The organism is Pseudomonas fluorescens, assembly GCF_000730425.1.
Classification (GTDB): domain Bacteria; phylum Pseudomonadota; class Gammaproteobacteria; order Pseudomonadales; family Pseudomonadaceae; genus Aquipseudomonas; species Aquipseudomonas fluorescens_X.
Genome location: NZ_CP008896.1, coordinates 460,478 through 474,126 on the forward strand (window position 1 = coordinate 460,478; position 13,649 = coordinate 474,126).

The following is a 13,649-nucleotide window of genomic DNA, read 5'->3' on the forward strand; positions in this document are numbered from 1 at the left end:
ATGCTGTATTCGTGGTTGTTGATTGTGCATCTGCTGGCGGCCATCGCCTTTATCGGCACGCTGTTCTTCGAGGTCTTCATCTGGCACCGCGCCCGCGAAGCGCTGGCGTGGTCGGCGCAGTTCACCTGCGAACAAGCCATTGCCCGACGTGCGCGGCAGGTGCTGCATGGTGTGGTGCTGCTGTTGTATGGCGCAGGTTTCGGCCTGGCCTGGCATTACCGCGGCGTGCTGGGCGCGCCATGGGCCAGCCATTTTTCTGCGATGTTGAGCCTCAAGATCGTGTTGGCGCTGAGCATCATCGGTCATTACCTGTTGCTTGCGTACTGGCTGGCGCAAAAGCGCCTGGCCCCCGTGCGGGCGGTGTGGATCCGCCGCAGCATCCTTGGGCACATGGTGTTGATCGTGATCCTGGCCAAGCTGATGCTGCGCCCCCTGTAATGATCCGTAGGAGCCGGCAAGCCGACTCCTACAGGGGATCAAGGGGGAAGCGCGTGGACAAACAACACGTCGTTTTCCAGATGAACATGCGCCAGCAAATCCCCATGAAACACTTCCAACCCCTGATACAGCGTGCGCCAGGTCTTGCACGCATCGGCAGGCTGTCCGGGGCGATGGCGTTCATCGGCTTTCCTCAGCAAGTGAACAGATAAACCGACGATTGCATTCCGTGCGCCATAGCTAACGTATTGAAAAACCTTAACTAATTTTTTGTAGTGGTCAGGATCACCCTGATGCTGCACGGTAGAGCCGACCACATAAGGGTAGTAATGACCATGCTGCGTGAAAGTCTGTCGGCTGATCTGATTGTCGAGTTGCCCAACGCGGTGCGCCTGCAACGCCTGGTGCAGACCCTGCGCGAATATTTCCATAGCGGTGCCGTGGGCCTGCTGCGCCTGGATGGCGACGACAGCCTGCGTCCGGTGGCCACGGTGGGGCTGGTGCATGAAGCCCTTGGCCGGCGCTTTGTGATTGCCCAGCATCCGCGACTGGCTGCGATCATGGCCTCGCGCGAGCCGACCTGGTTCGAGCCCGACAGCCGCCTGCCGGACCCTTACGATGGGCTGCTGGACAACCAGGTCGGCGAACCGCTGCCGGTGCATGACTGCATGGGCGTGAGCCTGTTCGTCGAGGGCCGGCCCTGGGGGGCGATCACCCTGGATGCGCTGCATGCCGGAACCTTCGATGCCCACGCCCGGGAGCAGCTCAAGCGCTGCACCCTGCAGATCGAGGCGGCGGTGCGGGTCACGCGCCTGGAGCAGGAAAACCGCAGCCTGCGTCTGTCGCGCAGTGAGCCGCGGGCGGGGGCGCCCAGCGTCGAAGAAGGCGAAATCCTCGGCCAGAGCCCGGCCCTGCATCAACTGCTCGACGAACTGGAGGTGCTCGCCGACTCGCAACTGCCGGTGCTGTTGCTCGGCGAAACCGGGGTGGGCAAGGAGCTGTTCGCCCGGCGCCTGCATCGCTTGTCGCGGCGCAGCAAAAAGCCGCTGATTCAGGTCAACTGCGCGGCGCTGCCGGAATCCCTGGCGGAGAGCGAGCTGTTCGGGCATGTCAAAGGCGCGTTTTCCGGGGCCACCAGCGACCGTGCCGGGCGTTTTGATGCGGCCAACGGTGGCACCTTGTTCCTCGATGAGGTGGGTGAGCTGCCGCTGAGCGTGCAAGCCAAATTGCTGCGCACCTTGCAGAACGGTGAGATCCAGCGCCTGGGCGCCGACAAGCCGTTGCACGTGGATGTGCGGATCATCGCTGCCACCAACCGCCATCTGCCCGAGCGCATTCGCGAAGGGTTGTTTCGCGCCGATCTGTATCACCGGCTGTCGGTGTACCCGGTGCCGATCCCGGCGCTGCGCGAGCGCGGTCACGATGTGCTGTTGCTGGCCGGGCATTTCCTGGAACTCAACCGCGCCCGCCTGGGCTTGCGCGGCTTGCGCCTGTCACCGGCGGCCGAGCAGACCCTGCTTGGCTATGCCTGGCCGGGCAATGTGCGCGAGCTGGAGCACGTGATCAGCCGCGCCGCCTTGAAGCAGTTGAGCCGGGGCGGCAATCGCAACCAGATCATGACCCTGCAGGCCGAGCTGCTGGATCTGGACAGCGCCACCCTGGCCCAGGCACCTGAGGTTGAAGTGCCTGCGCCGGCATTCCAGACCCTGAGCGAGGCAGTGGACGACTGCCAGCGCCACAAGGTGCGCCAGGCATTGAGCTTGTCCGGCGGCAACTGGGCCAGCGCTGCGCGAATGCTCGGCCTGGACGCCAGCAACCTGCACAAATTGGCGCGGCGCCTGGGGCTCAAGTAGCCGGGATGCGACGCCATGCCGCGGCGTGTAGTTGATCGCGGTCAAGGTGTGGGACGCCTTGGCTGCCCAGACTGTGGCGAATTGACTGGAGGTTCGCCCCATGCCCCTTTCCCTGGCGCAGATGCGCCGCAACTACACCCTGTACGGTTTGCGGGATGACCTGGTACAGGACGATCCTATTGTGCTGTTCGGCCAGTGGCTGGAGCAGGCGCGCAAGACCGAAGTGGCGCCGGTGGAGGCCAACAGCATGGCCCTGGCCACGGTGGATGCCCTGGGCCGCGCCCATTGCCGGATCCTCTTGCTCAAGGGCTTTGGCGCCGAAGGCTTTACTTTTTTCGGACACTACCAGAGCGCCAAGGGCCAGGAGCTGGCAAGCAATCCCAGCGCGGCCATGACCTTTTTCTGGCCGGGCCTGGAGCGCCAGGTGCGCATCGAAGGTATGGTGGCGCGCCTGGCGCCGCAACTGTCCGACGACTACTTCCACTCGCGGCCGCTGGCCAGCCAGGTGGGGGCCTGGGCGTCGCCGCAAAGCCAGCCCCTGGCCCATCGTGCCGAGCTGGAAGACTGCCTGCGCGACGCCACCCAACGCTTTGCCGGGCAGCCACCGCCGCGCCCGGCGCAGTGGGGCGGCTATTGCCTGCAACCCGAGCGCGTGGAGTTCTGGCAAGGCCGCCCCGACCGCCTGCATGACCGCCTCGACTACCGCCGGCAGGCCGGCACCTGGCAGCGCAGGCGCCTGGCCCCCTGAATCCGCCTGGAGGTACCTCCTCGGAGGAATAGGCCCGCCGGCCTTTGCGGTGCAGGCTTGGGCCATTGCTCATTTATCCCGGGATTTTCACCATGGCACATCTGACTCAATGCAATTTTGTCTCACTGAATATCGCCGTACTGACCATCAGCGATACGCGCAACGTTGACAACGACACCTCCGGGCAAACCCTGTGCGAGCGTGTGCAAGCGGCCGGGCACATGTTGATCGACCGGGCGCTGGTGGTGGACGACATCTACCAGATCCGTGCACAGCTCTCGCAATGGATCGCCGCCCCCCAGGTGCAGGTGATCCTCACCACAGGCGGCACCGGCTTTACTGCGCGGGACAACACCCCGCAAGCGGTGCTGCCCTTGCTGGACAAGCATGTCGAAGGCTTTGGCGAGCTCTTTCGCCAGGTGTCCGTGCAAGAGATCGGCATGTCGACCCTGCAATCGCGGGCCCTGGCCGGCATCAGCAATGGTGTACTGGTGTGCTGCATGCCCGGCTCGCCCGGTGCATGCCGCACCGGCTGGGACAAGATCCTCCTGGGGCAACTGGACAGCCGCACCGGGCCGTGCAATTTCGCCCCGCACCTCAAGCCCCAGGCCGCGCAAGCGCTACAACCCTGCGAGGCACGGTCATGAACGCATCGGTGTGTGACAGTGGCGAACTGATCCCGGTGGATGAGGCCATCGAACGTCTGTTGGCCCACGCGCCGCCACCGCCGTCCACCCAGCAGGTGAAAACCACCCAGGCCCTGGGTCGGGTGCTGGCCGGCGATATCTTTTCCCCGGTCAACCTGCCGGCCTGGGACAACAGTGCCATGGACGGCTACGCGTTGTGCGCCGCCGACCTGCCAGCCGAGGGCGGTTATTTGCGGCTGGCCGGGCGCATCGCCGCTGGGGACGCAGCCGCGACGGCGTTGAGCAGTGGGCAGACCGTGCGTATTTTTACCGGCGCGCCCCTGCCGGCCGGGGCCGACACCGTGGTGCCCCAGGAACGTTGTCGGGTCTACGGCCAGCGCATCTGGTGCCCGCCCATGCGCACCGGCGAGCATGTGCGCAAGCAGGGTGAAGAAGTGACCCAGGGCGCCTTGCTGTTGCCGGCCGGCAAGCGCCTGCGCGCCCAGGAAGTGGGCCTGCTGGCAGCCGCGGGGCTGGCCCAGGTCAAGGTCTACCGGCCATTGCGGGTGTGTCTGTTGAGCAGTGGCGATGAACTGCGTGAGCCGGGCGACCACCTGGCGCCGGGGCAGATCTACAACAGCAATCGCCATTGCCTGGCCGCGTTGCTGCAAGGTTGGGGGGTGGAGGTACATGACTACGGGGTGATGGCCGACGAATTGGCCGTCAGCCGTGATGCCTTGGCCCTGGCGTCCTCGGAGTGCGACCTGCTGCTGACCTCTGGCGGGGTGTCGGTGGGCGAGGAGGATCACCTCAAGCGGGCGATCAAGGAATTGGGGCGCGTGGATTTCTGGCGCCTGGCAATCCAGCCGGGCAAACCCCTGGCCTTTGGCGATGTGGCCGGCAAACCGTGGATCGGCTTGCCCGGCAACCCCTCGGCGGCGCTGATTACCGCGCTGGTGGTGGTGCGCCCGTTTCTGTTGCGCGCCCAGGGTGTGACTGACGTCAGTTCGGTGCCGATGCGGCTGCCGGCGGATTTTACCTGGGCCCAGCGCAATCGCCGGCGCCAATACCTGCGGGCACGCCTGGCGCCGGGCCTGGATGGCCAGGCGTGCGTCACCCTGCACCCACGGCAAAGCTCGGCGATGTTGAGCGCGGCGTGCTGGGCCGATGGCCTGGCGATTGTGGAGCGTGAGCAGTGGGTGGAGAAGGGCGCCCTGGTGCGGTTTGTGTCCTTTGCCGAGCTGATGCAGTAACTGCCGGTGGTGGTGATCAATGTGGGAGCAGGCTTGCTCGCGATAGCGGTGTGTCAATCACAACAGATGTCGACTGACAGGCCCCCATCGCGGGCAAGCCCACACAAGCCCGCTCCCACAGGGGATATGCGGTGTTGGGGATGTATTTTTTGATGAGGATCAACCATGCAACTGGTCTGCCCGGCAGGCAATCTGCCTGCGCTCAAAGCCGCCGTGCGCCAAGGTGCCGATGCGGTGTATGTGGGGTTTCGCGATGACACCAACGCCCGGCATTTTGCCGGGCTGAACATGGACGACAAACAGTTCGACGGCGCCGTCGCCCATATCCGCCAGCACCAGCGCAAGCTGTATGTGGCGGTCAACACCTACCCGCAGCCCAAGGGCTGGGAGCGCTGGCAACGGGCGGTGGACCGCGCCGCTGACCATGGTGTCGACGCGCTGATTGCCGGCGACCCGGGCGTGTTGCAATACGCCAGTCGCCGCCATCCGCAGATGGCCTTGCACCTTTCGGTACAGGGCTCGGCGACCCACGCGGCGGCCTTGCAGTTCTACGCCGAGCGCTACGGCATTCGCCGCGCGGTGCTGCCACGGGTGTTATCGCTGGCCCAGGTCAAACAGGTCGCGGCCAGCAGCTCGGTGCCCATCGAAGTCTTTGGTTTTGGCAGCCTGTGCATCATGGCCGAGGGCCGTTGCCACCTGTCTTCGTATATCACCGGCGAATCACCGAACCTGTGCGGCGTGTGCTCGCCGGCCAAGGCGGTACGCTGGAGCGAAGACGCCGAGGGCCTGAGTGCGCGCCTCAGTGAAGTCTTGATCGACCGCTATACCCCCCACGAGCCGGCGGGCTATCCGACCCTGTGCAAGGGCCGTTTCATGGTCGATGGCAAGCGCTTCCACGCCCTCGAAGAGCCCACCAGCCTCGATACCCTGGACCTGATCCCCGAGTTGATCGCCATGGGCGTCGAGGCGGTGAAAATCGAAGGCCGGCAACGCAGCCCGGCGTATGTCGAGCAAGTCACCGGGGTCTGGCGCGCCGCGCTGGACACCCACCGCAGTGCGCCGCAGCGCTTTGTGGTCAAGGACCAGTGGCGCAGTGTGCTGGCCGGTCTGTCCGAAGGCAGCCAGACCACCCTGGGCGCCTACCATCGTTCGTGGCAATGAGGAACTGCACATGAAACTCAGCCTGGGACCGGTGCTGTTTTATTGGGATAAGCAACAACTGGGGCAGTTCTACGCCGAGATGGCCGGCCTGGCGCTGGACGTGATCTACCTGGGAGAAACCGTGTGCTCCAAGCGCCGGGCGTTCAACCTCGACCAATGGTTGGGCCTGGGGCGCGAATTGCAGTCTGTGGGCAAGGCGCAAATCGTGCTGTCGAGCCTGACCCTGATCGAGGCTGCGTCGCAGCTGTCGAGCCTGCGCCGCCTGTGCGACAACGGCGAGGTGCTGGTGGAGGCCAATGACATGGGCGCCGTGCAATTGCTTGCCGAGCGCAAGCTGCCCTTTGTCGGCGGTCCGGCATTGAATTTGTATAACGGTCACGCCCTGGTGCAACTGCTGGAGGCGGGGATGATGCGCTGGGTGCCGCCGGTGGAGTGCTCGGCGACGTTGATAGGGGATGTGCTGGAACAGGTACGTGAGTTGGGCCGGCCATTGCCGCAAGTGGAAGTGTTTGCCTATGGGCATCTGCCCCTGGCCTATTCGGCGCGCTGCTTCACGGCCCGTGCGCAAAACCGGCCCAAGGATGACTGCCGGTTCTGCTGCCTGGATTACCCCGATGGCATGGCGTTGAGCAGCCAGGAAGGGCAGGCGCTGTTTACGCTAAATGGCATCCAGACCATGTCGGCGCAGGTCACCAACCTGCTGGCCGACTACCCGGGGCTGGTGAGTTGTGGCGCCGACCTGCTGCGCCTGAGCCCACGGGCACAGGGCATGGCGGGCATCGTGCAAGCCTTTGACCGGGTCCGCCAGGGCGCCACGCCACCGGTGTTTGTCGAAGGTTGCAATGGCTACTGGCATGGCCAGGCCGGGATGTTGCGGGTCGAGGAGGTGGGGCTGTGCTGAATCGCAAGCAATGGCTGCTCAAGGGCGCAGACCGTTTACTGCCCTTGATGCGCAAGGTGCCATTTGTGGTGCAACGCATGGCCTTGCAACAGGCGTTGAATCGCTGTTTGGCCGAACCCTTGCGCGATGGCGGCTTTGAGCTGCTGCGCGGGCGCTGGATGTGCCTGCGCATTCCCGACCTGGGCTTGCGCTGGTACCTGACCCTGGGTCGCGATGGACTGCGCATCGCTGAACAGGCCAAGGCCCAGGTGACCATCAGCGGCAACTGGCGCGAGTTCCTGTTATTGGCCAGCCGCCAGGAAGATCCGGACACGTTGTTCTTTCGCCGGCGGCTGCTGATCGAGGGGGATACGGAGTTGGGGTTGGGCCTGAAGAACCTGATCGACAGCCTCGACCCGCAGGTGTTGCCGCCCTGGTTGTGGCGCAACCTGGAACGGGCCGGTAAAGGCCTGGCGGCCTGAGATATCGCTTGCGCAGAGGCTGCCCTGTGGGAGAGGGCAAGCCCGCTCCCACATTGGGAGTCTGTCGGTTCAAAAAAAGTGAGCTATGGCTCCATGGCCTGCAAGATCGCATGGGCGGCTTTCACCCGCTCGGCATTGGGATAGTTCTTGTTCCCCAGGATCACCACGCCGATACCTTTGCTCGGTACATAAGCGATATAGGCGCCAAAGCCGCCGGTCGAGCCGGTCTTGTTCACCAGGGTGTCGGCACGCAGGGGTTGTGCCGGTGCCAGCCAGTTGACCGGGTGCGGTTCCATGGCCATGGGCGTCGAATTGCCGGCGACCAGTTCATCCACGCCCAGCGGGTAAGGGTACATCTCCCAACCCAGGCCCTGGGTGGTGTTGCCCACGGTGTAGTAGCCGGTATGGGTGGCGGCAATGGCTTGTTGCAGCGGCTGCTCCAGCGCCGTCGGGTCGATGTTCAGCGCCATGTAGCGGGCCAGGTCTGCCGGGCTGGTCTTCACCCCGTAGGCTTCGCTGTCCAGCGCCCCGGGGCTGACGCGCACCGGCTTGCCGGCCTTGTCATAGCCCTGGGCGTACAGGCCCATCTGTGCCTTGGGCACCGTGAGATAGGTGTGCTTGAGGCCGAGCCTGGGCAGCAGGGTCTGTTCCAGCGCCACGTCGAAGGGTTGCTGCAGGCTTTGGGCCGCCAGGTAACCGAACAGGCCCAGGCTGGGGTTGGAATACTGGCGCTGGGTACCGGGGGCGAAATCGGCTTTCCAATGCTGGAAGTAGCTGACCATTTGCTGCGCATTGTCCGCCTCGGGCGGGAACTGCAGCGGTAGCCCGCCGGCCGTATAGGTGCCCAGGTTGAGCACGCTGATGTGGTCGAACAGGCTGCCCCGCAAGGCTGGCAAGTAGTGGCTGGCCGGCTCCGACAGCTTCAGCTTGCCGGTGGCCTGGGCGTAGCCGGCCAGGGTCGCGGTGAAGGTTTTGCTGATCGAGCCGATCTCGAACAGGGTGTTCTCGGTGACGGGCCGCTGGCTGTCCTTGGCGGCAACACCGTAGTTAAAGTATTGGGTCTTGCCGTTGTGCAGGATGGCGACCGCCAGCCCGGGAATCGCCTGTTGCTGCATCAGTGGCTTGATGGTGGCGTCTACCGCCTGGCGGATATCGGTGGCGGCCATGCAGTTGCCGGCACCCAGTAACAGGCCGAGAATCGTGACGTTGCGCATGTGTTCGTACATGATGATGTCGCTTCCATGAGGATGATCGGTAACCGCTGCCTGCGCAGGCATGGCCAAGATAGGCAGTTTGCCGAGCCTGGACAACCGATGATATCTCGCACCAGTCATTAGAATAACTTGGGCTTAAACCATGTTGCGTTCCCATTTGCCCCTTAACGCACTGCGTGCGTTTGAAGCCTCTGCCCGGCACTTGAGCTTTACTCGGGCGGCCATCGAACTGTGCGTGACCCAGGCGGCGGTCAGCCATCAGGTCAAGAGCCTGGAGGCACAACTCAACGTGATCCTGTTCAAACGCCTGCCCCGTGGCTTGATGCTGACCCGCGAGGGGGAGACGCTGTTGCCGGTCCTGCGCGAGTCCTTCGACCGTATCACCCAGACCCTCGGCCAGTTCCAGGCCGGGCACTACCGCGAAGTGCTGACAGTGGGAGCGGTGGGGACATTTGCGGTGGGCTGGCTGTTGCCGCGCCTGGCGGATTTCCAGGGGCGCTACCCGTTTATCGACCTGCGCTTGTCGACCCACAACAACCGCGTCGATGTCGCCGCCGAAGGCCTGGATTATGCGATCCGTTTCGGTGCCGGTGCATGGCACGGCACCCAGGCCTGCCAATTGCTGGAAGCACCGCTGACGGTGTTGTGCGTACCGGCGATTGCGCGGTTACTGCACGCGCCGGGGGATGTGTTGAAACACACCTTATTGCGCTCCTATCGCATGGATGAATGGAGCCAGTGGTTCCAGGCCGCGGGGTTGCCCGCCGATACACTCGTGCCGCGCAGCATTGTGTTCGACTCGTCCCTGGCGATGATGGAGGCGGCGCTGCAAGGCAATGGCGTGGCCCTGGCCCCGGCGCAGATGTTCTCGCGGCAGTTGGCCCAGGACGCGATCCGCCAGCCGTTCGATACGGGCATCACCACCGGCAGTTATTGGCTGACACGCCTGCAATCGCGCGCCGAGACCCAGGCGATGCTGGCGTTCAAGCACTGGCTGCTGGAACAGTCCAAGCCCCCCCTGTAGGGGCCGGTTTGCCGGCGATGGCGATTTCACGGACGCCATCGCCGGCAAACCGGGCGCCTACAGGCGGTTAGGCGAGGTATTTACGGAACCAACCCAGGGTGCGTTCCCACGCCAGGTTCGCGGCAGCCTCGTCGTAGCGTGGGGTCGAGTCGTTGTGGAAGCCGTGGTTGGCGTCCTTGTAGATATACGCTTCGTAGGTCGTGCCAGCGGCCTTCAAGGCTGTTTCATAGGCCGGCCAGCCTTCATTGATGCGTGTGTCCAACTCGCCAAAGTGCAACATGATCGGCGCCTTGATCTTCGGCACATCCTTGGTTTCGGGCTGGCGTCCATAGAACGATACCGCCGCGCCCAACTCCGGGTAGGCCACGGCAACTGCATTGGTCACGCCACCGCCGTAGCAGAAGCCAGTGATGCCGACCTTGCCGGTGCTGGCGTCGTGATGCATCAGCCATTCGATGGCAGCAAAGAAGTCATTCATCAGCTTCGCCGGGTCGACGGTCTGTTGCAGCGCCACGCCTTTCTCATCGTTGCCAGGGTAGCCACCCACCGATGTCAAGCCATCGGGTGCCAGGGCCATGAACCCCGCTTTGGCCAGGCGCCGGGCGACGTCTTCGATGTAGGGGTTGAGCCCGCGGTTTTCGTGGACCACCACCACCGCTGGCACCTTGCCTGCAGCCTTGGCCGGGCGCACCAGGTAGCCCCGTACCTGGCCGTTGCCCTTGGGCGAGGGGTAGGTGATGTAGTCGGCCACGATGTCCGGGTCGGTGAACTTCACCTGTTCGGCCAGGGCGTAGTTGGGGCTTAACGACGCCAGCAACGCCGAGGCGGTCAGCCCGCCGAAGGTGAACAGGGCCGCACGGTCGAGAAACTCGCGGCGGTTGATTTTGCCATGGGCATAGCCGTCGTAAAGCTCCAGCAGTTCAGGGGCGAAGTCTTTGGCGGTCAGGCGAGTCATCGTCAGGCTCCTGCAGTGGTGTGTGGGGTTGAATGTAAACCAGTGTCAGGCCTTTCGGCCATGGGCCGTATCCGCCAATCGAGTGGTATCGACCCGCACGAAGATCGAATCGCCAATCGCCGTCAGCACGCCATCGGCGTACACCTCGCACACCACGCGGCTCTTGCGCCCGACCTCGCCCTCGACCCTGGCGCGCAGGGTCAGCGGCACGCCCATCGGCGTCGGCTTGATGAATTTGATGCCCAGGTTGCCGGTCACGCAGTCGATCCGCGGCAGGTCGCCCGGCGTGCGCTGTTCGGCGCGGTAGTGATAGGCCATGGCGGTCCAGTTGGAGTGGCAGTCGACCAGCATCGCAATCAAGCCGCCGTAGACCAGGTCCGGCCAGCCGCAGTAGTGGGCATCGGGCAGATGCTCGGCGACGATATGCACGCCGTCCTCATCCCAGCGGCTCTTGATATGCAGGCCATGGGCATTGCGTGGGCCGCAGCCGTAGCAGACGCCGTCCGGCGCGGTGGTGTCTTGCAGGGAAGGGGTGTGCATCGGGCATCCTTATTGTTCTGGGACCAATCCCTGAGCCTAAGGGCGCACGCCCCTAACGTGCAAACTTCTTCGCCCCGGCCACACAGGCAATCACGGCGACGGTCACGGCGAGCATGCCCAGGCTTACGTGTTCATGGAGCAGGGTGGCCGCCAGCGCCAGGCCGAAGAACGGTTGCAGCAATTGCAACTGGCCGACCGCCGCGATGCCGCCCTGAGCCAGGCCGCGGTACCAGAACACAAAGCCGATCAACATGCTAAATACGGCGACGTAACCCAGGCTCAGCCAGGCGGGCAGGCTGATACCGGAGAAGGAGGCGGGAGCCAGGACCAGGGTCAACGGTGCCACCACCGGCAGCGCCACCACCAGCGCCCAGCAAATCACCTGCCAGCCACCGAGGATGCGTGACAGCTTGGCGCCTTCGGCATAACCCAGGCCGCACACCAGCACCGCCAGCAGCATCAGCAGGTCGCCAGCAGGCGCGGCGTTCAGCCCCTGGGCCAAGGCGTAGCCCATCACCAGCAGGCTGCCGAGGATCGAAAACAGCCAGAACACCGGGCGCGGCCGCTCGCCACCGCGCAGCACGCCGAACACGGCGGTGGCCAGGGGCAGCAGGCCGATAAATACGATGGAGTGGGCAGACGTCACATACTGCAACGCCAGGGCGGTCAGCAACGGAAAGCCGATGATCACGCCCAGCGCGACAATCAGCAACGGCCACCATTGGTCGCGCGCCGGGCGTTTTTCCTTGAACAGCCACAACACCATCAGGCCCAGCACGGCGGCGATACTGGCCCTGGCCACGGTGAGGAACACCGGCTCGAACTCCAGGACCGCCAGGCGCGTGGCCGGTAGAGAACCGCTGAAAATCAGTACACCGATCAAACCGTTGAGCCAGCCGCTGCGGCCCAGTTCAGGGGGGATGGTTGGGGATGTCTGTTCCATGTTCAGTACGCTCGGCCGGGGAGGTTGTGTTGTGCGCATCCTATGGCTGAGAATGATGACAATCAAAAAATTGTCATGGATACATCACTCATGCCCCCTGCGCGATACAAATCGTTGGTGGATGCCTTTGCCAGGGATATCCGCTCTGGAGCCCTGGTGCCCGGTACCCGTCTGCCCACGCACCGCCAATTGGCGGCCACTCACGGGCTGGCGCTGGTCACGGCGAGTCGGGTGTACAGCGAGCTGGAGGCCATGGGCCTGGTCAGCGGAGAGACCGGGCGCGGTACGTTTGTACGGGAAATTGCCGTGGTGCCGGGGCAGGGCGTCGGGCAGATTGCCGTGGCGGCGGGCATGGTTGACTTGAACTTCAACTATCCCTCCTTGCCGGGCCAGGCTGACCTGTTGCGCACGGCCTTGCGCCAGTTGGCGTTGTCCGGCGACCTGGAAGCCCTGCTGCGCTACCAGCCCCATGCCGGGCGCGCCCATGAGCGTGCGGCCATGGCCCGGCATTTGGTGCAGCGTGGGTTGCACGTCGCGGCCGAGCGGGTGCTGGTTGTCAGCGGGGCGCAGCATGGGTTGGCGGTGGCGATGATGGCGCTGCTCAAGCCGGGTGATGTGGTGGCGGTGGATGCCTTGACCTATTCGGGGTTCAAGGTGCTGGCCGAGGCCTTGCACCTGGAGATCGTTGCGGTCCCGGTCACGGCCATTGGTCCTGACCTGGAGGCCCTGGGGCTACTGTGTCGCCGGCGCCCGGTGCGCGCGCTGTACTGCATGCCGACATTGCACAACCCCCTGGGCTGGGTACTGGGGATGGGCCAGCGCGAGGAACTGGTACGTATCGCCCGTGAACATGGGGTGATCCTGATTGAAGACGCCGCGTATGCCTTCCTCGCCGAACACGCGCCACCGCCCCTTGCGCAACTGGCGCCAGAGTGCACGGTGTACGTCGGCGGCCTGTCCAAGAGTGTCGCCACTGGCCTGCGTGTGGGGTTCGTCGTGGCGCCCGCTGAATGGGTGCCGGCCCTGGAGCGCACGATCATGGCCACAGTGTGGAACGCACCTGGGGTGATGACGGCCATCGCCGCAGGCTGGATCGACGATGGCACGGTGCTGCAACTGGAAGCGCAAAAACGCCTGGATGCCCAGGCTCGCCAGGTGTTGGCTGCGCACGTGCTGGCGGGGATGGACTACATCGCCCACCCCTCGTCTTACTTTTTATGGCTGCCGCTGGGCGAAGACGCCCGGGCGGACCAGATCACCATGGCGCTGGCGCGGGAGAACATCTCGGTGTCCACGGCCGAGCCGTTTTCGGTGTCGGCGCAGGTACCCCATGCGATCCGGCTGGCGTTGGGCTCGGTAGACAAAAACGCGCTGCATGCGGCGCTGCTGACGGTGCGCAAGGTGGTCGAGGCGTACTTGTAGGCCCGTTTCACCCCTTGTCTTGCCACAGCGGACTCAGGGGCGAACGGGTACTGTCGGTTTTTTGCTCAGGTGTTGATCCAGGAATGTTCGGCACCAACCTTGATGTCTAA

Annotated in this window: 15 protein-coding genes; 10 read left to right on the forward strand and 5 right to left on the reverse strand. The window is 64.5% G+C overall.

Annotated elements, in window-relative coordinates:
- Positions 1-438, forward strand: coding sequence for a membrane protein (locus HZ99_RS01900; protein WP_038440932.1), 438 nt, complete (start codon positions 1-3; stop codon positions 436-438).
- Between the two features lie 38 nt (positions 439-476).
- On the opposite strand, the gene HZ99_RS28280 is transcribed toward HZ99_RS01900, so the two are convergent.
- Positions 477-740 (reverse strand): hypothetical protein, encoded by a 264-nt coding sequence (locus HZ99_RS28280; protein ID WP_144243144.1) that lies wholly within the window; start codon positions 738-740, stop codon positions 477-479.
- 33 nt (positions 741-773) lie between these two features.
- On the opposite strand from HZ99_RS28280, the gene norR reads away from it, so the two are divergent.
- The 7 genes from norR (at position 774) to ubiT (ending at position 7,441) form a co-directional block, all read left to right on the forward strand.
- Positions 774-2,291: a nitric oxide reductase transcriptional regulator NorR gene (gene norR / locus HZ99_RS01910; protein ID WP_038447783.1), complete on the forward strand. Its 1,518-nt coding sequence runs from the start codon at positions 774-776 to the stop codon at positions 2,289-2,291.
- A gap of 100 nt (positions 2,292-2,391) precedes the next feature.
- A complete protein-coding gene (gene pdxH / locus HZ99_RS01915; protein ID WP_038440935.1) occupies positions 2,392-3,039 on the forward strand; it encodes a pyridoxamine 5'-phosphate oxidase in 648 nt (215 codons plus the stop codon).
- 92 nt (positions 3,040-3,131) lie between these two features.
- Positions 3,132-3,686, forward strand: a complete 555-nt coding sequence (gene moaB / locus HZ99_RS01920; protein ID WP_038440937.1) for a molybdenum cofactor biosynthesis protein B — start codon at positions 3,132-3,134, stop codon at positions 3,684-3,686.
- Positions 3,683-4,918, forward strand: a complete 1,236-nt coding sequence (gene glp, locus HZ99_RS01925) for a gephyrin-like molybdotransferase Glp (protein ID WP_038440939.1) — start codon at positions 3,683-3,685, stop codon at positions 4,916-4,918. Before moaB ends, glp begins: the two co-directional genes overlap by 4 nt.
- Positions 4,919-5,083: 165 nt before the next feature.
- Positions 5,084-6,079, forward strand: coding sequence for a ubiquinone anaerobic biosynthesis protein UbiU (gene ubiU / locus HZ99_RS01930; protein ID WP_038440941.1), 996 nt, complete (start codon positions 5,084-5,086; stop codon positions 6,077-6,079).
- Positions 6,080-6,089: 10 nt separating this feature from the next.
- Positions 6,090-6,980, forward strand: coding sequence for a U32 family peptidase (locus HZ99_RS01935; RefSeq protein ID WP_038440943.1), 891 nt, complete (start codon positions 6,090-6,092; stop codon positions 6,978-6,980).
- Positions 6,974-7,441, forward strand: a complete 468-nt coding sequence (gene ubiT, locus HZ99_RS01940; protein ID WP_038440945.1) for a ubiquinone anaerobic biosynthesis accessory factor UbiT — start codon at positions 6,974-6,976, stop codon at positions 7,439-7,441. Before HZ99_RS01935 ends, ubiT begins: the two co-directional genes overlap by 7 nt.
- Before the next feature lie 83 nt (positions 7,442-7,524).
- On the opposite strand, the gene ampC is transcribed toward ubiT, so the two are convergent.
- Positions 7,525-8,667, reverse strand: a complete 1,143-nt coding sequence (ampC, locus tag HZ99_RS01945; RefSeq protein ID WP_038440946.1) for a class C beta-lactamase — start codon at positions 8,665-8,667, stop codon at positions 7,525-7,527.
- A gap of 130 nt (positions 8,668-8,797) precedes the next feature.
- Here ampC and HZ99_RS01950 point away from each other — a divergent pair, with 130 nt between their 5' ends.
- Entirely contained in the window at positions 8,798-9,679 is an 882-nt protein-coding gene (locus HZ99_RS01950; RefSeq protein WP_038440948.1) for a LysR family transcriptional regulator, read from the forward strand.
- Positions 9,680-9,746: 67 nt separating this feature from the next.
- Here the strand turns inward: HZ99_RS01950 and yghX are convergent, their stop codons facing one another.
- Genes yghX through HZ99_RS01965 form a run of 3 tightly spaced genes read right to left on the reverse strand, consistent with a single transcriptional unit; the run spans position 9,747 to position 12,117 of the window.
- Positions 9,747-10,634 carry a YghX family hydrolase gene (yghX, locus tag HZ99_RS01955; RefSeq protein ID WP_038440950.1) on the reverse strand — a complete coding sequence of 296 codons (888 nt, stop codon included), beginning with the start codon at positions 10,632-10,634 and terminating at the stop codon, positions 9,747-9,749.
- Between the two features lie 45 nt (positions 10,635-10,679).
- Positions 10,680-11,174 carry a PaaI family thioesterase gene (locus tag HZ99_RS01960; protein ID WP_038440952.1) on the reverse strand — a complete coding sequence of 165 codons (495 nt, stop codon included), beginning with the start codon at positions 11,172-11,174 and terminating at the stop codon, positions 10,680-10,682.
- A 52-nt stretch (positions 11,175-11,226) separates the two neighbouring features.
- The gene (locus HZ99_RS01965) at positions 11,227-12,117 is read right to left on the reverse strand and encodes a DMT family transporter (protein WP_038440954.1); all 891 of its coding nucleotides are present in this window, start codon (positions 12,115-12,117) and stop codon (positions 11,227-11,229) included.
- 90 nt (positions 12,118-12,207) lie between these two features.
- Between HZ99_RS01965 and HZ99_RS01970 the strand changes: the two genes are divergently transcribed.
- Positions 12,208-13,539: a PLP-dependent aminotransferase family protein gene (locus HZ99_RS01970; RefSeq protein ID WP_038440956.1), complete on the forward strand. Its 1,332-nt coding sequence runs from the start codon at positions 12,208-12,210 to the stop codon at positions 13,537-13,539.
- Positions 13,540-13,649: the final 110 nt, after the last annotated feature.